General features: G+C 49.9%; 19 protein-coding genes and 1 pseudogene. 13 read left to right on the top strand and 7 right to left on the bottom strand.

The genetic code is table 11. The features are described from left to right. Positions 1-6 precede the first annotated feature (6 nt). The 3 genes from CX664_RS02880 to rsd all read left to right on the top strand — a co-directional run bounded on the left by CX664_RS02880 (position 7) and on the right by rsd (position 5,291). Positions 7-2,349 (top strand): Tex family protein, encoded by a 2,343-nt coding sequence (locus tag CX664_RS02880; protein WP_101745273.1) that lies wholly within the window; start codon positions 7-9, stop codon positions 2,347-2,349. Positions 2,350-2,793: 444 nt separating this feature from the next. Then, positions 2,794-4,371, top strand: a complete 1,578-nt coding sequence (gshA, locus tag CX664_RS02885; RefSeq protein WP_101745274.1) for a glutamate--cysteine ligase — start codon at positions 2,794-2,796, stop codon at positions 4,369-4,371. 449 nt (positions 4,372-4,820) lie between these two features. Then, a complete protein-coding gene (gene rsd, locus CX664_RS02890) occupies positions 4,821-5,291 on the top strand; it encodes a sigma D regulator (protein ID WP_101745275.1) in 471 nt (156 codons plus the stop codon). Positions 5,292-5,355: 64 nt separating this feature from the next. On the opposite strand, the gene CX664_RS02895 is transcribed toward rsd, so the two are convergent. Beyond that, entirely contained in the window at positions 5,356-6,039 is a 684-nt protein-coding gene (locus CX664_RS02895) for a BamJ family beta-barrel-assembly machinery protein (RefSeq protein ID WP_101745276.1), read from the bottom strand. 371 nt (positions 6,040-6,410) lie between these two features. On the opposite strand from CX664_RS02895, the gene CX664_RS26145 reads away from it, so the two are divergent. The 4 genes and pseudogenes from CX664_RS26145 (at position 6,411) to CX664_RS02910 (ending at position 10,272) form a co-directional block, all read left to right on the top strand. Next, positions 6,411-6,995 carry a histone gene (locus CX664_RS26145; protein WP_180966356.1) on the top strand — a complete coding sequence of 195 codons (585 nt, stop codon included), beginning with the start codon at positions 6,411-6,413 and terminating at the stop codon, positions 6,993-6,995. A gap of 200 nt (positions 6,996-7,195) precedes the next feature. Then, positions 7,196-7,387: pseudogene (locus tag CX664_RS28045) on the top strand (RING finger domain-containing protein); the annotation flags it as partial. Positions 7,388-7,414: 27 nt separating this feature from the next. Next, entirely contained in the window at positions 7,415-8,107 is a 693-nt protein-coding gene (locus CX664_RS02905; RefSeq protein WP_241693435.1) for a hypothetical protein, read from the top strand. Positions 8,108-8,334: 227 nt separating this feature from the next. Further along, a complete protein-coding gene (locus tag CX664_RS02910; protein WP_338063464.1) occupies positions 8,335-10,272 on the top strand; it encodes an ATP-binding cassette domain-containing protein in 1,938 nt (645 codons plus the stop codon). A 28-nt stretch (positions 10,273-10,300) separates the two neighbouring features. Here CX664_RS02910 and CX664_RS02915 read toward each other — a convergent pair whose 3' ends face one another. Continuing rightward, a complete protein-coding gene (locus CX664_RS02915) occupies positions 10,301-10,534 on the bottom strand; it encodes a cell division protein ZapB (protein WP_101745279.1) in 234 nt (77 codons plus the stop codon). Positions 10,535-10,867: 333 nt separating this feature from the next. On the opposite strand from CX664_RS02915, the gene CX664_RS02920 reads away from it, so the two are divergent. The 6 genes from CX664_RS02920 (at position 10,868) to hemW (ending at position 15,584) form a co-directional block, all read left to right on the top strand. Then, the gene (locus CX664_RS02920; RefSeq protein ID WP_101745280.1) at positions 10,868-11,092 is read left to right on the top strand and encodes a hypothetical protein; all 225 of its coding nucleotides are present in this window, start codon (positions 10,868-10,870) and stop codon (positions 11,090-11,092) included. A 215-nt stretch (positions 11,093-11,307) separates the two neighbouring features. Further along, positions 11,308-12,453, top strand: a complete 1,146-nt coding sequence (gene metX, locus CX664_RS02925) for a homoserine O-succinyltransferase MetX (RefSeq protein WP_101745281.1) — start codon at positions 11,308-11,310, stop codon at positions 12,451-12,453. After that, positions 12,450-13,052, top strand: coding sequence for a methionine biosynthesis protein MetW (gene metW, locus CX664_RS02930; RefSeq protein ID WP_101745282.1), 603 nt, complete (start codon positions 12,450-12,452; stop codon positions 13,050-13,052). Before metX ends, metW begins: the two co-directional genes overlap by 4 nt. A gap of 172 nt (positions 13,053-13,224) precedes the next feature. Further along, on the top strand, positions 13,225-13,707 hold the full coding sequence (locus tag CX664_RS02935; protein ID WP_163387958.1) for a DUF4426 domain-containing protein: 483 nt from the start codon (positions 13,225-13,227) through the stop codon (positions 13,705-13,707). A gap of 79 nt (positions 13,708-13,786) precedes the next feature. After that, on the top strand, positions 13,787-14,410 hold the full coding sequence (gene rdgB / locus CX664_RS02940; RefSeq protein WP_101745284.1) for an RdgB/HAM1 family non-canonical purine NTP pyrophosphatase: 624 nt from the start codon (positions 13,787-13,789) through the stop codon (positions 14,408-14,410). Between the two features lie 22 nt (positions 14,411-14,432). Beyond that, positions 14,433-15,584, top strand: a complete 1,152-nt coding sequence (hemW, locus tag CX664_RS02945; protein WP_101745285.1) for a radical SAM family heme chaperone HemW — start codon at positions 14,433-14,435, stop codon at positions 15,582-15,584. Between the two features lie 12 nt (positions 15,585-15,596). Here hemW and CX664_RS25515 read toward each other — a convergent pair whose 3' ends face one another. The 5 genes from CX664_RS25515 to CX664_RS02970 all read right to left on the bottom strand — a co-directional run bounded on the left by CX664_RS25515 (position 15,597) and on the right by CX664_RS02970 (position 21,555). Beyond that, a complete protein-coding gene (locus tag CX664_RS25515) occupies positions 15,597-16,232 on the bottom strand; it encodes a hypothetical protein (protein ID WP_219622118.1) in 636 nt (211 codons plus the stop codon). Positions 16,233-17,044: 812 nt separating this feature from the next. Next, positions 17,045-17,776: a tRNA (guanosine(46)-N7)-methyltransferase TrmB gene (gene trmB, locus CX664_RS02955; RefSeq protein ID WP_101745287.1), complete on the bottom strand. Its 732-nt coding sequence runs from the start codon at positions 17,774-17,776 to the stop codon at positions 17,045-17,047. Between the two features lie 388 nt (positions 17,777-18,164). Then, the gene (locus CX664_RS02960) at positions 18,165-19,403 is read right to left on the bottom strand and encodes a heme biosynthesis HemY N-terminal domain-containing protein (RefSeq protein ID WP_101745288.1); all 1,239 of its coding nucleotides are present in this window, start codon (positions 19,401-19,403) and stop codon (positions 18,165-18,167) included. Continuing rightward, complete coding sequence (locus CX664_RS02965; RefSeq protein ID WP_101745289.1) at positions 19,400-20,710, bottom strand: uroporphyrinogen-III C-methyltransferase; 1,311 nt, start codon at positions 20,708-20,710, stop codon at positions 19,400-19,402. The genes CX664_RS02960 and CX664_RS02965 overlap by 4 nt, the downstream gene beginning before the upstream one ends. An 89-nt stretch (positions 20,711-20,799) precedes the next feature. Further along, entirely contained in the window at positions 20,800-21,555 is a 756-nt protein-coding gene (locus CX664_RS02970; RefSeq protein ID WP_101745290.1) for a uroporphyrinogen-III synthase, read from the bottom strand. Between the last annotated feature and the right edge of the window lie 31 nt (positions 21,556-21,586).

A 21,586-nucleotide genomic window follows, 5' to 3' on the forward strand; every position in this document is an offset into this window, starting at 1 on the left:
TGTTTTATGCAGAGTATCTCCCAGCGTATAGCTGAAGAATTAGGTGCCAGACCTGAACAGGTCACCAGTGCTGTACAGCTGCTTGATGATGGATCTACGGTGCCTTTCATTGCCCGTTATCGAAAAGAGGTCACCGGAGGTCTGGACGATACTCAGCTGAGAACGCTGGAAGAACGTCTTCGTTATCTGCGAGAGCTGGAAGAGCGCCGTGAAGCCATTCTCAAGAGCATTACCGAACAGGACAAGCTGACGCCTGAACTGGAAAAAGATATCCGCTCAGCAGAGACCAAAACCCGCCTGGAAGACCTTTACCTTCCCTATAAGCCCAAACGCCGTACCAAGGCTCAGATTGCCCGTGAGGCGGGTCTGGAGCCTCTGGCCGACCTGCTGTTCGATACCCCGGAAAAAGAGCCTGAGGTGGAAGCCGCGGCTTTTGTTGACGCAGATAAGGGAGTAGAGGATACCAAGGCGGCTCTGGAAGGTGCCCGTTATATCCTGATGGAACGTTTCAGCGAGGATGCCGAGCTGCTGGGTCAGCTGCGTGAGCTGCTCTGGGATGAAGGCATCCTGAGCAGTCGTGGCGTTGAGGGTAAAGAAGAGGAAGGTGCCAAGTTCCGGGATTACTTTGAACACGATGAGCCACTGAAAAGTGCTCCGTCCCATCGGGCGCTGGCTATCTTTCGTGGACGAAATGAAGGGGTATTGCAGGCGAACATCCGCCTTGTCAATGAACCGGACGACCGTCGTGAAACCCACCCCTGTGAAAAACTGGTCGCTGACTTCTGGAAGGTTGAGCATAAAGGCCGGGCGGCAGATGACTGGTTGAAGGATGTGGTGCGCTGGACCTGGCGGGTTAAGCTGCTGTCTCAGTTGGAAACCGAGTTAATGACTCGCATCCGCGAAAACTCTGAAGATGAAGCCATCAAGGTGTTTGCCAAGAACCTGAAAGACTTGCTGCTGGCGGCACCTGCTGGCCTCAGGCCAACCCTGGGTCTGGATCCCGGTTTGAGAACCGGTGTGAAGGTTGCCGTGGTGGATGGTACGGGCAAATTGGTCGAGCATACGACTATTTATCCCCATGCTCCCCAGAAGAAATGGAAGGAGGCCCTTGGCACTCTGGCCACCCTCTGTCTGACTCATCAGGTTGAGCTGGTCAGTATCGGTAATGGCACGGCATCCCGCGAAACGGACCGTCTGGCTGCTGAACTGATGCGCAGCTATCCAAAACTGGGCCTGACCAAAATTGTGGTCAGTGAAGCCGGTGCGTCCGTGTACTCTGCATCTGAACTGGCCGCCCGTGAATTCCCGGACCTGGATGTTTCTATCCGTGGTGCCGTATCCATCGCCCGTCGTTTACAGGACCCTCTGGCCGAACTGGTGAAGATTGAGCCGAAATCCATCGGTGTTGGCCAGTACCAGCATGATGTCAGCCAGATCAATCTGTCCCGCTCTCTGGAAGCGGTGGTTGAGGACTGTGTAAACGCGGTAGGTGTTGATCTTAATACCGCTTCCAGCGCCCTGCTGGCACGCGTATCGGGCCTTAACCGAACTCTGGCCGACAACATCGTTGCCTATCGCAATGAAAATGGTGCCTTCAGAAGTCGTAAAGACCTGCAAAAAGTGGCTAGGTTTGGTGCTAAAACCTTCGAGCAGGCCGCAGGCTTCCTGAGAGTGATGAATGGTGATAACCCTCTGGACAGTTCTGCCGTGCACCCTGAGGCGTATCCGGTGGTAGAGAAGATTGCCAACCAGTCAAGCCGGGATGTGCGAGCCCTGATCGGGGACTCGGCTTTTTTAAAGGGCCTGAATGCGGCGGACTTTACCGACGAAACCTTTGGTCTGCCCACCGTTACCGACATCATCAGTGAGCTGGATAAGCCCGGTCGTGACCCGCGTCCGGATTTCAAAGCCGCCGAATTCAAGGATGGCATTGAAGATATCCGCGATCTGAAGCTGAATATGGAACTGGAAGGCGTGGTCACCAACGTGACAAACTTTGGTGCGTTTGTGGATGTTGGTGTCCATCAGGATGGTCTGGTGCATATCTCCGCGTTGTCGGAAAACTTCGTTAAAGATCCCCGCGAAGTGGTAAAAGCCGGCGATATCGTTAAGGTCAAAGTCATGGAAGTGGACGTTGCACGTAAGCGTATCGGGCTTTCCATGCGGATGTCGGATAAGGCCGAAGAGCGTGCTGAAGCTCGCCAGCAACCACGGCAAGCCAGAACCGAAAAGCCTGCAGATCGCAGCAAGCCTCAGAAAGCCGGTCAGTCCGGAAATCGCGGTAAAAAGCAGGATTCAGGTGGTACTTTTGCCGACTTGTTTGCCAATGCGAAACAACTTCGCAAGTAAACAAACTCAGAGAAAAAGCCGGTTTTGACAGTTCCCGCAAAGACACTGTTAACGGCGATGTTTGCCTGCCAACGAAAAAGTCAGACAAGCCTTTGTCTGGCTTTTTTTAGGGGATTTAGGCAATTCAGGCTGGTATTATATGGACGACAGGACGAGGCTGTCGCACAAGCACAGGCTCCTGGGCCAAAACGTAATATTCCAGGAATGATTACCCTTCGCAGTTTCGGAAAATGCTGTTGATCTGTCTTTTGCGACAACCTCAGGCGGTGGTCAGCTGCTAAGCTGATTGCTATTTTATCAGGCTCATTCAGGTTGTCTTGCCCGGTTTGAAGCTGAGTACTTATGAGAGTTCGTTCATGGTGTCGTGGTCGCGGGTATCCGTGTTGCCAATAAGAATCATCTCTCTGAACGAATGTTATAGATAATTATTATTGGATCTGTACCTTGGCTACTGAGTATCAGGATCGTCTGGAGCTTTTCCAGTCCCGTGCTAACCATTCAGTTCTTCATGGCATCTGCCATGGTATTGAGCGTGAAAGTCTCAGGGTTACCTCAGATGCCCGTCTTTCCCGGAAAAGTCATCCTGAGAAGCTGGGGCGCGCATTAACCCACCCTTATATCACCACTGACTATTCTGAAGCACTGCTTGAATTCATAACGCCGGTGCACAGCCGCATTAGCGATACGCTCTCCTTTCTTGAGCAACTGCACCAGTACACCTGCCAGAATATGGCAACAGAGTTCCTCTGGGCCGGCAGTATGCCGCCGCTGCTGGAAGGGGATGACAGTATTCCTATCGCGCAGTATGGGAGTTCCAATATCGGGGTAATGAAAAGTATTTATCGTGAAGGGCTCTGGCATCGCTATGGCAAGCCAATGCAAACCATTGCCGGTATTCACTACAACCTCTCTATGCCAGAAGAGTTCTGGGCGCTGTTACAGCAGTCCTCCGGACAAGAGGAGATCAGCGCTCAGGACTTCAGGTCAGCGGGTTATTTTTCCCTGATCCGGAATTTTCTGCGTTACTCGTGGCTGCTAATGTACCTGTTTGGGGCCTCTCCGGCCGTTAGCCGAAGTTTTTTTGCCGATGGTGGGGTTCAGTCAGGCCTTCAGGCGCTGGATAAAGACTCGCTTTTTCTTCCTTATGCGACGTCGTTACGTATGAGTGATATGGGGTACAGCAATCACGCCCAGTCTTCCCTGAATATTTGTTACAACACACTGGAAGAGTACGTGGACAGTCTTTCCAGCGCCATTCGTACACCATACCCTCCCTATGAAGCCATTGGTCTGAAACAAGACGGCAAATACCTGCAACTGAATACCAACCTGTTGCAGATAGAGAATGAATATTACAGCACCATTCGCCCAAAGCGGATTGCTCGTTCCGGTGAAAAACCAGTGACTGCCCTGCGCAACGAAGGCGTTGAATATGTTGAGGTACGTTGCCTTGATATCAACCCCTTTGAACCAATGGGACTGAGTGAGCAGGATGCTCATTTTCTGGATGTTTTCCTGGTCTACTGTTCGTTGCAGAACAGCAATCCTATTCATGCCGATGAGTGTGATGAGGTCAGCAATAATTTCAAAACAGCGGTTACAGAAGGCCGCCGCCCGGGTGTCGAGTTAAGACAGCAAGGGCAGCCTGTCCTGCTCCAGAGCTGGGGGCTACAGCTGCTGGATGAAATGTCTTCCATTGCTGAGATTCTTGACCAGGCAAACGAATCATCAACGTTTGTTGAGAGCCTGTGTGCGCAAAGAGAAAAGCTGAAAGATGCCGCTTTAACCCCTTCTGCGCAGGTGCTTAATGCCCTTGAAGCCGGAGATTCCGGTTATCTTGAGTTGATGATGTCTTTATCGGAAAAGCACTCCAAACGCTTCTCTGAGCATGATCTGAGCGATGAACGAATAGCCTACTTTGAACAGCTTGCCCAGCGCTCTGTTGCTGATCAGCTGGCAACAGAAAACAATGATAGCCGTGACTTTGATACATTTCTGCAGGAATATAAGGCAGCAGAATAGTTCCTGAACCATTGCCTTTAGTCAGTCGCCGGTGGAAAGGACTCTCTGGCGAATGTCTGAGATGATAGCGTGGCAGAAATTAATAGACAGTACCCGGTTCCATCTTTAAATCAGACTTTGGAAAGTTGTTTTTATCTGGATGAAATCAGGATGCGGCCAGCAGTATCTGAACTAGTATCAGAATTTGGTAATTAAAATAATTTTTTTTAATTAAATGGTTTTTTTTTAGTTAAAAAAGTTGTTGGACTGCCATGAAAACTCCCTGAAACCATTGGATTCATAACGTTCCTGCAAAACTTGCAATTTAAATTGTGTTGTGTTTTGAAAAATAAACGCTTGCCGCAAAAAATTCACTGTCATAACCTAGCATCTGAGCTGCCTGACAAAGGCGCTTACGAGGTCCCCATTCACGCAGAAGAGATCTAATTGTTAAAGAGGAACTGTCTATCATGCTGGAGGGTTGCCAAACGGCTAAAGAACGTTGGGGAGGTGTATCAGAAATTATTGATCGCTGGCTCAACGAGCGTCAGGAGCTGATCGTCCTTTACTGCTCCATCAATGGAATGGATCAATTTGATGATGACAAGCGTCCGGTAGTCAGTAAATTAAAGGAACTGTGCCAGATTCTGGTGGATTATGCGTCAGCTGGTCACTTTGAGGTTTACGAGCAGTTGATTCAGGAAGCCCGGGAATTTAATGATGGGGGTGTTGAACTGGCTCATACGGTGCTGCCAAAGCTTGAAGAGAATACCTCAAGATGTTTGAAATTTAATGACAGTTGTGAATCAATCAGCTCTCTGCAGAAACTTCAGGGCGCTGTATCGGAATTAGGTGAAACTCTGGCAGAACGTTTCAGTCTTGAAGATAAAATGATAGAAACTCTGCATGAATCCCACCGGGAAAGGCTCACGGGATCATGATGTTCAGATCAGATGAGGACAAGCTGTATTCAGACCATACAGTCGTTTTGTCCTCATTTCATTTTTAACTGCTTTTGTTCACATCCCTGAGTTCTACCTTGAAAATAATTGCCTCATTGGGTCCGATGATTCCGGGAATACCGCTGGAGCCGTAGGCCAGAGTCGAGGGAATAAAAAACTCCCAGGTGGAACCTTCAGGCATTTTCTGTAGTCCTTCTGTCCAGCCCGCGATAACCCGGTTTAACTGGAAAGTGGCGGGTTGGTTTCGAGTGTATGAGCTTTCGAAAAGGGTTCCGTCTATCCGGCGGCCTTCATAGTGAACGGTTACATGATCAGTAAGGGATGGCTTGATGCCAGTACCTTTTGTCAGTACCCGGTACTGCAAACCACTCTCCAGCACAACAATGCCTGGTTTTTTGCTGTTTTCTGTCATAAAAAGCTGGCTTTTTTCCAGGCTCTCCTGCGCTGCTGCCTGGTACTGAACCTGTTCAAGGTTTTTCTTTTGCTCCTGCGCTAAATCTACAAAGTAGGTGACTTCATCCTGTGACAGCAGTAAAACCTGGTTGCCAAGACTATCCTCTACCCCCTGGATAACGGCGTTAAAATTGATCCCATCAAATTGTTTCAGTTGCTCAGCCATGGACACTCCGAGGCTATAGCTTAATTTGTCACTGTCTGTTTCCAGAGCGGCAAATGAACACAGTGAGTAAGAGAACAGGGTAACGCTGGCAAGCGTTTTGAAGATCATATTTACACTCTTTCTGATAAATTTGTATCCTGCGTTTTGGCACAGTCTTTTCAGTACAGGTAACTCTGAGCCCTATCATTTAGTAAATTGGTTTTTTTGGCAACCCCGGACGAGGGTTGTGTAATGAAAAAGTGCCTTATTTAAAGTGTTTTTCGAGATAATGAATATGAAAAATAAACGTCCTCTTCTATCTATCTGCTTTAGGAAAATGGAATTTAATTAGAAAAAAACAGAGAGAAAGCTAAAAAAAAATTTGCAGATGACGAATAAGCACTCTATGTTGGAATTAAAACTGGGTATAAATTATTCAGTTTTTATTACGATGTACTAACTACTAGTAGATTGGTTAAATTAAAACGAGGGACGACCCAATGCCTGCAACAAGGAAGACTGCAGCTAAAAAAAGCACTGTCAGGAAGGCTGCTGCTAAAAAAGCTCCTGCTAAAAAAGCCACTGCCAGCAAGACTGTTAAAAAGGTCGATATGGTGAAAAAGTGGGAAAAAGAAATCGACGCACTGAAGAAAAAGCTGGAAAAAGCCAAAGAAGCCCTGAAAAAGGCCAAGGCCAGTGCCAAGAAAGCTACTGCTAAAAAAAGCACTGCTAAAAAAGCCACTGCCAAGAAAAAGGTAGCGGTAAAAAAGAAAACTGCCGAGAAGAACGCCACCGTCAAAAAGGCGGCAGCCAAGAAAAAGACAGTAACCAAGAAAAAAGTGGCTGTTAAGAAGAAACCAGCGGCCAAGAAGAAAGTAGTAGCAAAAAAGAAACCTGCCACTAAAAAGAAAGTAGCTGCCAAGAAAAAGCCAGCAGCCAAAAAGGCAGTTGTGGCTAAGAAGAAGCCTGTAACTAAAAAGAAAGTGGCCGCTAAGAAAAAGCCAGCAGCCAAAAAAGTAGCTGTCAAGCAGAAGGCTCCAGCCAGAAAAGCAGCTGCAAAAAAGTCCCCTGCCAAGAAGAAGTAATGAAGTAATATAGCTGGTAACTCGAAGCTCGAAAGGGGGGATTCTATTCCCCCTTATTATTTTTGTATCTTCACTTTTTTCTCCTCTCTAGATATTCGATTCCTCAGTGAAAGCAGTTACCAGGAACCTCCTTGAAATAAGTATCGGGAACTAAAATCTGCAAATACAGTCTGAACAGAATAAAACAAAAGGGTATTAACATGATTGATGGAATCAACCCTTTCACGATCCAGACAAGCAGCTCGGAAGCAGAAAAATGCTCTGTCTGCCTGATGGCCTTCGGCAGAGATGTGGCTACTCTTATCACTAGCGTGTGTAAACACACCTTTCACACTGATTGCCTTAAAAATTCCCTCATTGCACAAAAACAAATTGCAAATAGGACTACCTGTCCACTGTGCAGAACGGATTTATCGAGTTTGGCAAAAGCATTAGTCAATTCAGCTACCACGGGTCAAGGGGAGCATGGGCAGGGCAGGCCTGACTCAGTGCCCCAGCGGGATATCAACCAGAATGCCCTTGTATATGCAGATCGCCTAAGGGAGCACCAAAGGGAACGCACAAGGGAGCGCTACCAAAATGACCCTGCTTATGCACAGTACCAGAGGAGGCGACAAAGTACATACCAGGCGGCGCGCAGCCAAAGTGATCCTGTTTACGCCGAGCGTGAAAGGGCACGCAAAAGGGAGCTGCAAAGGGCACGTTATCGGAATGATCCCGCTTACGCAGAGCGCGAAAGGGAACGTCAAAGGGAGTATAGGCAGCGCCAAAGGGCGCGTTACCAGAATGACCCTGCTTACGCAGAGCGCCAAAGGGAACGTGAAAGGGAGTATAGGCAGCGCCTAAGGGAGCGTCACCAGAATGACCCTGCTTATGTCGAGCACCAAAGGCAACGCCAAAGGGAACGTGAAAGGGAGTATAGGCAGCGCCAAAGGGAGCGCCAACAGAATGACCCTGCTTATGCCGAGCACCAAAGGCAACGCCGGAGGGAACGTAATAGGGCTCGCAGGGAGAGAAACCAGAGAGTCAATCAATTGCAATCGGTTGCAACGGTAAACCCTGTAGCAACAAGGATGCTGGGCACGAATCAAACGAACGAAAGCACTAATTAATCCTTTCCTACCGGTCATCGACTCTTGGGAGTTACTATAGATACATTGAACTGAGATTTGGCTTTTTGTTCAAAGAATTTTTTGCCTTCTCTGAGCTGGCGGTTTATACCGTCACCCAGTCTTTGCTGCTTCGATGATATCCTCTTGCAGGTAGCATTATGTTTTTTCCGGCGTCACGATAGGCCTCTCCTTTATTATTGGTCTGATCGGTCGTCCATAATTAGACCATGTCAATGATCACATTGAATTCCATCAGCCTTTTAAGGTCTGGCAAGCTCCTTCTGGAGAATGCATCAACAATTATCCATTCCGGTCAGCACGTTGGCCTTGTGGGTGCTAATGGGTGTGGCAAATCAAGCCTGCTTGCGTTGCTTACGGGAGATTTGCAACCAGATAAAGGTGAACTCGCGTTTGATAAGGGCTGTGGACTGGCGCACATGGCTCAGGAAATTGATGTCCTGGACCGAAATGCCGTGGATTATGTATTGGATGGTGATATTGAGCTGCGCCGGATAGAGCAGGCGATTGCTGAGGCAGAAGCCGCAGGAAAGCACGAAAAACTGGCCGATCTCCATGAGCAACTGCTGAGTGCCGATGGTTACACAGCCCGTTCCCGGGCAGAACAGTTGCTGCATGGATTGGGCTTTAATCACCAGGTGCTGAACAAAAATGTCCGCGACTTTTCCGGTGGATGGCGGATGCGCCTGAATCTGGCCAAGACTTTGATGTGCCCGTCAGACATTATGTTACTGGATGAACCCACCAACCATTTGGATCTTGATGCCATTGTCTGGCTGGAAAACTTTCTCAAGCGATACCCGGGAACGTTGCTGGTTATTTCCCATGACCGGGATTTCCTCGATGCCATTACGGATCACACACTCCATATAGAACATCAGACACTGTTCCAGTACCGTGGCAACTATTCAGCTTTTGAGCATCTGCGCGCACAGCGACTGCAACAGCAGCAGGCTGCCTTTGAGAAGCAGCAGAAACTGCGGGCTCATATGGAAAAATTTGTTGAACGTTTCAGGGCCAAGGCGACCAAAGCCAAGCAGGCTCAAAGTCGCCTGAAAGCGCTGGCAAGGCTGGAAGATATTTCAGCGGCCCATGTGGATTCACCGTTCTCTTTTGCCTTTCCGGAAGCCGATAAGATGTCTGCACCGTTACTGGTACTGGATACGGCTGAACTCGGTTATGGTGATAAGCCGTTATTAAAACTCAGCATCAATATTCAACCTGGCAGTCGTATCGGGCTTCTTGGTGCGAATGGCGCTGGCAAGTCCACCCTGATCAGAACACTTGCCGGGGAATTGCCACTGATTTCGGGCAAGGTCCATCTGGGAGAGCACTTAAGCATTGGCTACTTCGCACAGCACCAGCTGGAGAGTCTGGATTTCAATGCCAGCCCTCTGCTTCATCTGCAAAGGCTTTCGCCGGAGGCCAAAGAGCAGACGTTGAGAAACTTTCTTGGCGGGTTTGGTTTTCATGGGGATAAGGCCCTGGAGTCGATTCAGGGGTTTTCCGGTGGTGAGAAAGCGAGACTGGCCCTGGCGATCATTGGCTGGCAGAAGCCAAACCTGTTGCTGCTTGATGAGCCAACCAACCATCTTGATCTTGATATGCGTCTGGCCCTGACCATGGCCTTACAGTCATTTGAGGGGGCGGTGATTCTGGTTTCCCATGACCGAAACCTGATTCGCAGCACCACCGACGAGCTTTATCTGGTTCATGATGGCCGCATGGAAGAGTATTCAGGTGATCTGGATGACTACAGCCAATGGCTGGTTCATCTTCGCTCTAAGGAACGTAATGAATCCCGAAGCGGCAGAAGCGAAGAGAATGGTGGGGAACTGGTTGGCTCTTCACAACAAAACGCACAACAGAAGAAAGACATACGACGCCAGGAAGCTGAAAGGCGTAAAGCACTAAGGCCGTTGAAGCAAAAAGCGGAGCAACTGGAAAGTCAGCTGGAAGACCTGCAATCGTCCCTTGAACAGGTTGAAGAACGGCTCTCTGACCCTTTGATATACGAAGAAACCGCCAAAGAAAAATTGAAAGAGCTGCTAAACCGGCAAACAACACTTAAACAGCAAGCCCTGGAAACAGAAGAAGCATGGATGGAAGCGCTGGAGGCCATCGAAAACGCCGAAACCAACGAATAAAATTGTGGGGCATGAATGCCCCATAATTTTATGCGACAGCTTCCTGCTCGCTGGCTTCTTCCTCTGTTACGATATCCAGCTTACCCAAAAGAGCACTCACACGGTCACCCCATGCGCTGAGTTCCTGCTTAAGCTGGATATTTTCTTCTTCAAGGCGGGTATTAGCAGACCTGAGGTCTTCTACTTCCATTCTTGACAGTTCCAGTTTGTCAATCAGGTTCTGGAGTCTTGATTCAAGCTGGCCTAGGGATTCAATAGACATAACGACATTTGCACCGAGAGGTCTGTGAAAAGTATTTAATAGTTTGCACTATTGCGGAAAGTTACGATAGCACGTTTTTATCGGTTTTGATCACGGTTTTGATCACAAGAGTTCACCGCTATTAAGAATACTTCAGTAAAGCCTGACTATACTAGGTTTAATTCAAGATAATCGTTGAATTTATCGGTAGTTGAATTTATCGGTATCAGTACCATGCATTTTAAAGCAGAGCAATCTGTTGCCTTGTGGGCTCATTCCGAATGAAGCTTCATTGCAGGATAGTCCTTCATAGGAAGACAAGTACCCAGAAGCCTGTCGCTTCGGGAGTTCCAAATGAGCAAGACTTCTCAGCCCTGTGCCAGAATTATTTCAGCCTTGAATGTTGAAGATGAGGCGATTCGGGCCTTCTATATTTCCCTGATCAACAACCAAAGTGTTGATGAATACATTAATGAACGACACCTGCATTTTTGCTCACGACAGGTTGAAGGTTACTTTTTGAGCCATGTCCTGGCGTTGACCGAACTGGCTTTGGAGTTGCCTGTCGTCAGGACCTGATGGCCACCGTTCACCAGGTAATGGTCAGACATCAATCCCGGATAAGCTGACAAAAAAAAATGAAGACGATAAACTGCCTGCAATTTCTGCTGCTCTCGTCGTGTGAGAGCGCTCTTTGAATGAATAACAAGCCTGAAGCGCCATAGTGAACCACCTTAAGTAAAGTTAAGCGGATTGGGAATTTGCTATGGCCAGGAAAGGGATACAGGAAGTTTATGCCTGAATTGATTCCTGCCGATTCGGTTGGTCTCGTAGCGCCCATTGCGATACCGTTTGATCAGCCCCTGTCGTTGAACTGTGGCGAACAGCTGGACAAGTTTCAGCTGATGGTCGAAACCTATGGTGAGCTGAATCAGTCCCGCTCCAATGGGATGCTGATCTGTCATGCCCTCAGTGGTCACCATCATGCGGCAGGCTATCACAGCATGGCAGATCGCAAGCCCGGCTGGTGGGATAACTTTATTGGCCCGGGAAAACCAATCGATACCCGCCGGTTCTTTGTTGTCGCCCTCAATAACCTGGGAGGGTGCCACGGCAGTACGGGCCCAACCAGCATCAATCCCGAAACCGGCAAACCTTATGGGCCAGACTTTCCGGTGGTCACTGTCGCAGACTGGGTTAACAGCCAGGTCATGCTGGCTGACCATCTGGGTATTTCCCAATGGGCTGCGGTGATTGGTGGGAGCCTGGGTGGGATGCAGGCACTGCAATGGAGCATTGCCTATCCCGACAGACTTCGCCATGCCGTTATCATTGCTTCTGCGGCCAGGCTGTCGGCCCAGAATATTGCCTTTAATGAAGTGGCCCGGCAGGCCATCATGTCCGATGATCAGTTTGCCGGTGGTCGTTACCTGGAAGCGAACAACATTCCCCGCAAGGGATTGGGGCTTGCCCGCATGGTGGGGCATATCACTTATCTGTCTGATGATGCCATGGGGGCCAGGTTTGGTCGTGAGCTGAAAAATGACGGCTTCAGTTACGATTACAATGTTGAGTTCCAGATAGAAAGTTATCTTCGTTATCAGGGCGAAAGTTTTTCCGGCAGCTTTGATGCCAACACCTATCTGTTAATGACCCGGGCACTGGATTACTTTGATCCGGCCAGTGACTATGACAACAGCCTGCCAGATGCGCTCAGCAGGGCGACCGCCAGATTTTTTCTTGCTTCATTCTCAACCGACTGGCGTTTCTCCCCCGAGCGTTCAAGAGAGATGGTCGATGCACTGATGAAAGTGGATAAGGATGTGACGTATCTTGAAGTGGATGCTCCCCAGGGGCACGATGCATTTCTGATGGATATTCCCCGCTACGTGCGAGGTTTGTCGGCCTATTTGCATCGGGTAGCGGAGGAGTGCTTATGAGCCGGGGGGATTTTGAGATTATCAGGAACTGGGTTGCCCCGGGCACCCGGATTCTCGACCTGGCCTGTGGTGATGGACAGCTGTTGCACGAGCTTCAACGAGAGAAGCAGGTCAGTGGCTATGGTCTGGAAATTAATGCCCAGGATATTGAAGCCTGCATTGAGCGGGGGGTAAACGTTATTGAACAGAACCTGGATCGCGGGCTGGGCAACTTCAGGGATGATAGCTTCGATACCGTGATTATGACCCAGGCACTTCAGGTGATGCACTTCCCGCACCTGGTGCTGGAGGAGATGCTCAGGGTTGGACGGGAATGCATTGTTACTTTTCCTAACTTCGGCCACTGGCGCTGCCGCCTCTATCTTGCCGCCTATGGTCGCATGCCGGTCTCGAAGTTTATGCCTTATACCTGGTATGACACCCCCAATATTCACTTTTGTACCTTCAGGGACTTTGAAGCGCTGTGCCGGGAGAAAAATTACCGGGTGTTGAACCGAATGGTGGTGGATCAATCGTATAAAAGCGGCCTGGCGGGGCGTGTCTGGCCAAACCTGATGGGCGAAGTGGCCATTTATCACTTGGGAACGATCCTGAAATAGCTTCACATTTCTTCAGACGCTGCCCGCTACCCGAAAAGCCGAAATTGCTTTTGCGGGCAGCGGGAAGCGGGCGGCGACCTTTTCCAGGACTGTGTAAAATGATGAAGTTATTCTGGAACAAATCAAAAAACCGGAGAATTGCATAATGGCGATGCTGCGCAGTATTACGTCAATGACTCAGCGTTGGATGGCATGTCTGGCCCTGCTGGTGTTGGGCGTTGTCGGGATGGTTAATCCGGTGACGGCTGACAGCCAGATTCCAGAAGCTCGGGTGATGAATCAGGAACCCATTGAAATGGGCAACTACCGGATCTATTTCAGTGCCTTTAACAGTACATTTGTGCCGCCTGGTATTGCAGAGCAATATAGTCTCCGTCGAGGTAGCCGGTACGGTATTGTCAACATTGCCATTCGTGATGTTTCATCCGATGAACTGGGTACCGCAGTCACCGGCAGGGTCAGTGGCCACACCATGAACCTGCTGACTCAGAAAAGCAGCCTGAAGTTTTCTGAGGTCAAAGAAGGCAGTGCGATTTACTATCTGGCCGATTTTAAGTTTTCAGATGAAGAGCTGCTAAAATTTGCCATAGATGTTAAGCCTCAGGGCAGCTCGCGAAGCGAGACACTCCGCTTTGAGCAGATTTTTTACCATTAAAATGTCGCCTGTTAGCTCTGTTTATGTTGCAGGTCAAACATTTTAATCAGAGGTCATGTGTTGAATTGTGAGAAACAGTATGAATGAGGGGATTCGCAAGGTGGTGCTTGCCAGTGGTAATCAGGGCAAGCTGGCGGAGTTTCAAAAGATGTTCGAGCCCCTGGGGATTCTGATGCATCCCCAGAGTGAGTTTGGTATCGGTTCAACCTGGCCGGAAGCAGAAGAGACGGGCCTGACCTTTATTGAAAATGCCATTATCAAGGCCCGCTATGCTGCCGGAATATCGGGCCTTCCGGTTATTGCCGATGATTCGGGCCTTGAGGTTGATTGCCTCAATGGCGAGCCGGGCATCTACTCTGCCCGTTACGCAGGACCCGATGCTTCCGCTGCTGATAATAACCAGAAGCTGTTGCATCGATTACAGGGGCTTAAGTCGGCCGAGCGAACCGCACGATTTCACTGTGTGCTGGTTTACCTGCGTCACGAACATGACCCTACCCCGATCATTGCCCATGGCCAGTGGGAAGGGTATATCATTGAAGAAGCCCTGGGAGAACATGGGTTTGGCTATGACCCCCTGTTTCTGGTGCCCGCAGAGCACTGTACGGCGGCGGAACTGCCTTCAGAGTTAAAGAATCAACTGAGTCACCGAGCCCGGGCATTGCAGCAGTTGGTTGCCCGCCTCAAGGAGAGAAAACACTGAAGCCTGCTTCAGTGCTGTTAACATGCTTAAGCTTCCTCCCCTTAGTCTTTATATTCATGTGCCATGGTGCGTGAAAAAATGTCCTTATTGTGATTTCAACTCGCACAGGATCACCGGCGATATTCCTGAAGATGCCTACATCAAAGCGTTGCTGCATGATATCGACAACGAATTGGACAGCGTCCAGGGGCGCCCGATCCATTCCATTTTTATTGGCGGTGGCACTCCCAGCCTGCTGACGGCAAACGCTTATCAGCAGCTGTTCAACGGCCTTCAGGCGCGGGTAAGGTTCTCGGATGATATTGAGATCACCATGGAAGCCAACCCCGGTACCTATGAGCACGATCGCTTTCAGGCTTATCTGGAGGCGGGTGTGAACCGGCTCTCATTAGGTGTGCAAAGCTTTCAGGATGAGAAGCTGGCCGCCCTCGGGCGTATTCATTGTGCCGATGAAGCGCGACAGGCCATTGCCGTAATCACCAGCCATGGCTTCAGCAATATCAATATCGATCTGATGCATGGTTTACCGGGGCAATCTGCGGAGGATGCGCTTTACGATCTGAAGCAGGCCATTGACCTTAAGCCAGCGCATATCTCCTGGTATCAGCTGACCATTGAGCCCAATACGGTTTTCTATTCTAAAACACCGGTATTGCCGCCGGATGATACGCTCTGGGATATTCAGGAAGCCGGGCAGGCCCTGTTGGCATCAGCTGGGTTTCAACAGTATGAGATTTCTGCCTACAGTCAGCCCGGGCGTCGCTCAAAACATAACCTGAACTACTGGCAGTTTGGTGACTATATCGGTATCGGCGCTGGTGCCCATGGAAAGTTAACCCATGCATCTATCGGGCTGATTTATCGTAACTGGAAAACCCGCATGCCGGCAGATTACCTGGCAGCCGACAGCTATATTTCCCATGCCTTTGAGGCTGGGCGACGGGAGCTGGAAGCCGATGAGCTGCCCATCGAATTTATGATGAATGTACTGCGACTGCATGAAGGCGTTGATGCGCAGCTTTATGGTGAGCGAACGGGACAGGCATTAAGCGGTATCCACCAGCAACTGAAACTTGCCCGGCAAAAAGCGTTGCTGGAACCTTCAGAGTCGAGGCTCAAGCCTACTCCTACCGGTCGGCTTTTTCTGAATGATTTGCTGGAATTGTTTGCGTGAGTGATTCGCTGGTCAGGTATTGCCGGTTTTGTCGGGCTCGTCTGCTGGAGACATGGAGATATCTATTGCTAAGGTGACAAGCTTTTTGCGATCCGATTTTATCTCTTTTGTTGCCTCTATAAACTTATGAACACACTTTTGTACATCATCCCTGAATTTCCCAATATCCGCAGGGGGCAGGCTGCCAATATTTTTTGCCTGGTATTGAGCGGCCAACATATCCAGGCTGCCTTGACTGCTATTAAAGGCCATAGCTGCGTTCCATGTTGATGTTGCTCTCCAGGAGAGTTGTTTGTACACATCCAGTAAAGCCTTGCGAAGAGATTGAAGACTTTTGCCAACGTTGATTGTCGCGCACTTAATATGTTCCTCCACTGCTAATTCTATGGTTGGTGCAATATTTTCAGGTGTGTGCAGCACCTTACAGGTTGATTGAATAGTTATTCCCGGAGCGTTCGGGCAGTTCGCAGGGAGTTGCCTTGCACAGCTGGGCACAGGGGGGGGAGTCAACGTTGTAGCCGAGGATCTCTGCCAAAAAGGCTCGAGATTTTTTTTAAATGGCTGGTCAATGCCTACCACAAATTCTTTATTGGCAGCTCCTTCTTTTATCTTAAATTCAGCTTTTCGTTGGCATATCCTTTGTTCCATCTCCTGCAACTTATTCTCATAACCACCGGGCTTCGAAGGCCTGGGTCGGGTCGGTAGCTCGCGGCCGCTTATCCTTGCTTTTTGGGAAATGGTTCTGGCGGGGTTTGTTTGGCCTGAGGCGGCCAATAACGTGCGGTTACTGGTATTGGATTCTGCTTTGCCTGATAAGGAGTGACTGTCCCGTTGTAAGTTTACTGATGGTTGTCGGCGCTCATAACCGGAATGTGCAGAGATTGAAACTGACAGGGGGGCAAATAGATTTTTTACTGTGGCTACCGACGTTGCCTTGCTGCCATTATTCAAAAGATTTGGCCGGGTCCGTGCCGGTTGCGATGACGGTCTGGCCGATTGTTGATCATACATTTTCTTGCCATGGCTTTTAAAATGGCCGGAGTGAGCCGTGGTTTTTTCCGTCGTTATACTGTGTGCCGTTAACTCTCTCGGTTTTTTTGTCACGGACTCGTGGTGCCGGGGAGCTGTTAGTAGTTGTTTATCTGCCTGAACCTCACTGCATTTTGGCGGTTGATTTGGACGTCGCTGCCCTGGCATTTCCGTGGCAGAAAAATTCTGGATGGGTTGAAACGGGTTTGGACGGAGCGGATCTGCCATTTTAAACACCCACTAAGTGAATTTAATGGGTGTATAGATGTTTATTCTATAAGATAGTTTTAGATCGAGTGGAACCTTCTCCTCAACCTGAAATTGAGAACGGTTATAATTAGTCCGCAGGGTTATATATTACCATCGACGTTTACCTGTTAACGTTACAGGGCAGTCTATTCTCGGTCAGGCTCCTAGTTCCACAAGGCCATCTACCGGATGCGCTTGAACAGCAGGTCCCAAACCCCGTGCCCTAATCGATGACCACGCTTTTCAAACTTGGTGAGCGGACGAAAAACCGGTCTTGGCGAATAACCGTTTTCTGCGGCCATGTTCTCAAAGCCTTCTGCTGAGTTCATCACTTCCAGCATCTGTTCGGCATAATTTTCCCAGTCAGTGGCCAGGTGAATAATGCCACCAATGTCCAGCTTGGGACGAATAGACTCAATAAAAGCGGGTTGAATCAGGCGGCGTTTGTGGTGGCGTTTCTTGTGCCATGGGTCCGGGAAGTAAATCTGTACCCGTGACAGGCTACCATCGGGTACGCACTGCTTCAGCACTTCAACTGCATCGTCGCAATAGGTTCTCAGGTTGTGGATACCTGCCAGACGGGCTTCATTAAGCAGGCTGCCGACACCCGGGCGGTGTACTTCAATACCAATGAACTGCTTATCGCTCTCCTGTGTCGCCATGGTGACCAGGGAATGTCCCATGCCATAGCCAATTTCCAGAACCCGGGGTGCTGCATCCGTAAAGGCATTCAGGAAACCCTCTGTGCCTTGCTCCAGAGTCAGTCCCCAGTCCTGCCAGCACTCATCCCAGCCCCTTTGCTGGCCCGTGGTCATGCGGCCAGCGCGGAGCACAAAACTCTTGATTTGACGTTTGTGGAGCGTTTCCTGTTGTGGGCCATCAGCCTCATCGGCCGGTTTTACAGTATCGTTCATGGAGATTTGAGTTGGTAGAAAATGATCGGGGTAATACCAATTCCGCCTTCTAAATATGAGATCGAGCAAGTCATTTTGGACCGCTGGGCAAGGCGGAATGACGAGTAATAGCAAGACTATTGCGAGGAATTCCAACGAAGATCCAGCGGTTCAAAATGGCTGCGCAGTTCATATTTACAAGGAGGAATTGGTATACGATACTGCTCGGGGCGTAAAATGCAAATTTTAGCGGCTGTCTATTCTCAGCAGCCTCTCAAGCGCGGGAATAATCTCTGGCGGCAAAAAAGGCCAATATCAACCAGCCAATGATGAATGAAACGCGCATGAGCGCCAAAGGCGCTCAGTGCCACGGCAGTCATACCGCTGATGGCACCAACCAACAGGGCATTCATGACTTATGTATCCCCGGCAGATTGGTTGCACTGTCAGCCGCTAACAACAGGCCTTCCTGGAAATAGCGTGAGCTGGTTTCAAACTCATCAAGGTGTGCCAGCAGATGACCCAGTTCGTTATACACATCAACACTTTTCCGGAGCCTGAGGCTGGCTTCAAGATACTCCCGGGCTTTACCCCAGAGTTCATTGCGCAGTGCCAGACGACCAAGGGCCAGTAACAGTTCAGGGTCATTGGTCCGCTGGTTAAGCAGCGATTCTGCAAACAGCAATTGCTTTTTCAGGTCTCTGCCCGGCGTTTTGCCATAAAGGCGGATCAATGGCTCGCTATAGCAGTGATGAAGATTTTCCCGCAGCAGCAGTTCGGTTTTTTCCCCGGCACCCAGTCGAACCAGACAGTCACAGTAGCGATAGAGGATAGCAGGATCCTTCCTCTGACTGTGGCTCAGGCCGGACCAGATATGATCCGCCGGTTTGGTTTTCTCTTCACTGGAGACACGGTTTCGGCCGTAGTTATAAGCCTGCTCGAACAGCGCTTTAAATGCCTGTTGTTCCAGCTGGTGATATTCGTCGTCCTTAATCACTTTTTGCTTGCGCAGCCTGGGCAGCAGTTTTTCCAGTGATTGCCAGTCATTCAGACGGATATAGACCTGCTTGAGCATTTTCAGAATGTAGCCATGACGTGGATACTTCTTGTGCAGATGGGTCAATGTGGCCAGCGCCTGTTCCAGGTGGTTACTGGCCAGTTGCAGTTGTGCCTGGGTGATACCAATCGCCATTTCTGCGCCCGGAGCCTTGCTGTCCGCCTGTCTTAGCCAGTTAGCACTGGCTTCATGATTTCCTGCTTCATGGGCCGCCCTGGCGGCGGCCAGATAGTTGATTAACGGTGATTCACTGTTTTTCGCCGCCTGACCAAGGAGCCGCTCCGCCTTTCGCCAGTGCCCTTTGGTAAACTCAGCCAGCCCCCGATCAAACAGTTTTCTGGCCCTGGCTTTGCGGGCACCCGTTGACAGTGGGTAGATAACACTGAATGTGCCCAGCAGTAACCGACCCATAATCACCGCCAGCCAGACCAGGCCAAGGGAAATGACAACCAGCAGCAGTAAACCCCAGAGACTGCTTTCAAAGGTCATCTCATCGTAAGCAATCAGCACATAACCATGGTCGTTGACCATGATATTGGCCAGTAAGAAACAGGCAGAAACAATGGTCAGGAACAGTGCAAACCCTTTCATGAAAGTTGCACTCCCTGTTCAGCAGGCTGATCCGGCTCTATCAATGGCGGACTGCTTTTCCCATCATCGCCATCGGGTGATGCTGGTGTTGTCTGGTTTTCTTCCGGCTCGATGGTTGAATCACCGTCTGCTGGTGTGAGAGTTGAGCTGGACTGATGCTCTTTCAGTGCCTCCAGAGAACGATGAATAGTGGGCATATCGGGGGTAATGGAGAGTCCTTCCAGTTCAGTAAGCTCTGTAGCCAGCTGATTGCTGACATCACCACCGAGCATAAAATAGCGACTCAGCCAGTCACTGGTTTGTTTGAGACTGTTTTGATAAATCGCCTGTTTTCCGGTAATCAGAGCGAGTTTACTCTGTTCGATCAACATCAGCATCTTCTGACGGATTAACTGCTCCTGTTCCGGTGTCAGCAATACTTCAATGGGTTGCTCTCGCTGGGTATTAATACGGAACAGTCTGGTGAAACGGTGCCAGGTGTCCAGCACTATGGCCTTGATGGTTTCCTGCCAGGTTCTGTCCGCTGGTGGGTTGGTTTCATCAGTGACCATTGATCCGGGGTCCGGGGCACTGGCCACATCGGCAATATGGCCATCATCCAGGATCACAAGACCGGGGATCAAATCCGCAATGGCTTGCAGTCGCAGCCAGATAGCTTCCTGATCCAGCAGGGTGGTCGCTTTCAGAACCGCTATATCTTCTGCCAGGGCCTCTCTGACCGGAAAGAGAGTGTAGTCATCCAGTTGCCCCAGTATCTGCCCGGCACTGGCCATCAGTTCAAGGGCACTGGTAACATCATTGACCGTCAGCAGTCGCTGATTGGCGAGGCGCAGCAGGTATTCGACTTCGGCAATACGCCATTGGTTGCGTGTGGAACCTTCAAGTTCCCGAACTTTGCTGGAAAGAGTATCAACCCGGGATAACAGTCTGTCTTCCCGCTGTTGCAGGGCTTGCAACTGTTCTTCGTGTCTTTCTATATCGGTGGCGGTGTTTTGTGCCACCGTGGTCAGCCTTGCCTGTTGTCGTGCAACCTGTGTCTGCAGCTGGTCCATGCCCTCAAGCAGAACCGGCTGGTTCTGTTCCAGTGGCATGGCCCGCCAGCCGATGTAGCCACTGAGGCCAAGGGCGCAGGCGGACAGTAACAGGGCAAAGCCTGCCAGACCTTTACCTGACCCTTTGCTTTGGTGTTTTTTGGCGGCTTGCTGTTCTGAATGGGACTCTTTCGCTGAATGGATGTCGGTTTTCTGCTGAACATCTTCAGGGGTATTGTCTGGTAAACGGTCTGTGTTCTGGTCTGTATCGCTCACGCTTGGGCCTTCCGATTGTTCGAGAGGATAGTCTCCCTTGTTTTTCTATCTCTTGCCCGGGCACTTCTTTCAAGGTTCCCGCTCATTTTTCACAAGAGGCAGATTTGGGCCAATGCTTGCAACATCATCTCGTTGCTGGCGCCACCGGTATTGGTTACCTGTTGGAAACCCAGGCTATGGGCCTCCCTGGCAACCCGTTCACTGGGAACAAGCAGCCGGTAGTCAGCTCGATAGGGCATGGGTAAATAGTACCCAAGGTTTTCCAGGGTTTCGCCACTACCGCAGAGAATGACATTGATTGAATGGCTTTCCAACTTTTTTACCACTGCATTGCGTTCATAGGTGGGGCAGGAACGCTGGTAAACGTCCAGTGTGTTGACCGTGGCACCGGCATTAGTGAGCTGCTCTTTCAGCACCTCCCGTCCCCCCACTCCCTTGATAATCAGGACCTTCTTATTCTGAACATGGTTAAATGTGTCCAGGGTAAGAAGGGCCTCACTGTCTACGCCGGTGTCTGAATAGTCAGCCCTGATCGCAAACTGCTCAAGTTCAGCTGCTGTGCTGCTGCCAATGGCAAACCACTGGCAGTGAATTGGTAGCTGTGGCCAGTACCGTTCGATCAGCTCTACGCCCAGGCGGGCGGCCGGACGGCTGGTGACAATAATATGGTCAAACTGGTCGAGCATCAGCAGGCAGTCTGTCATTGCCTGTGTTTCTGCCAGCGCATCAATAGCAAGCATGGGCACGGGCCAGGCCTGGCCACCAGTTTTTTTGATGGCATCTGCCAAAGCCTGTGCCTGAGGCTCAGGGCGGGTTACCAATGCGCGAATATGAGACAGTTTCATTATGCAGTTGAACTAATTCTTTATCCAATAA

The sequence above is a fragment of the Endozoicomonas acroporae genome, assembly GCF_002864045.1.
GTDB lineage: Bacteria > Pseudomonadota > Gammaproteobacteria > Pseudomonadales > Endozoicomonadaceae > Endozoicomonas > Endozoicomonas acroporae.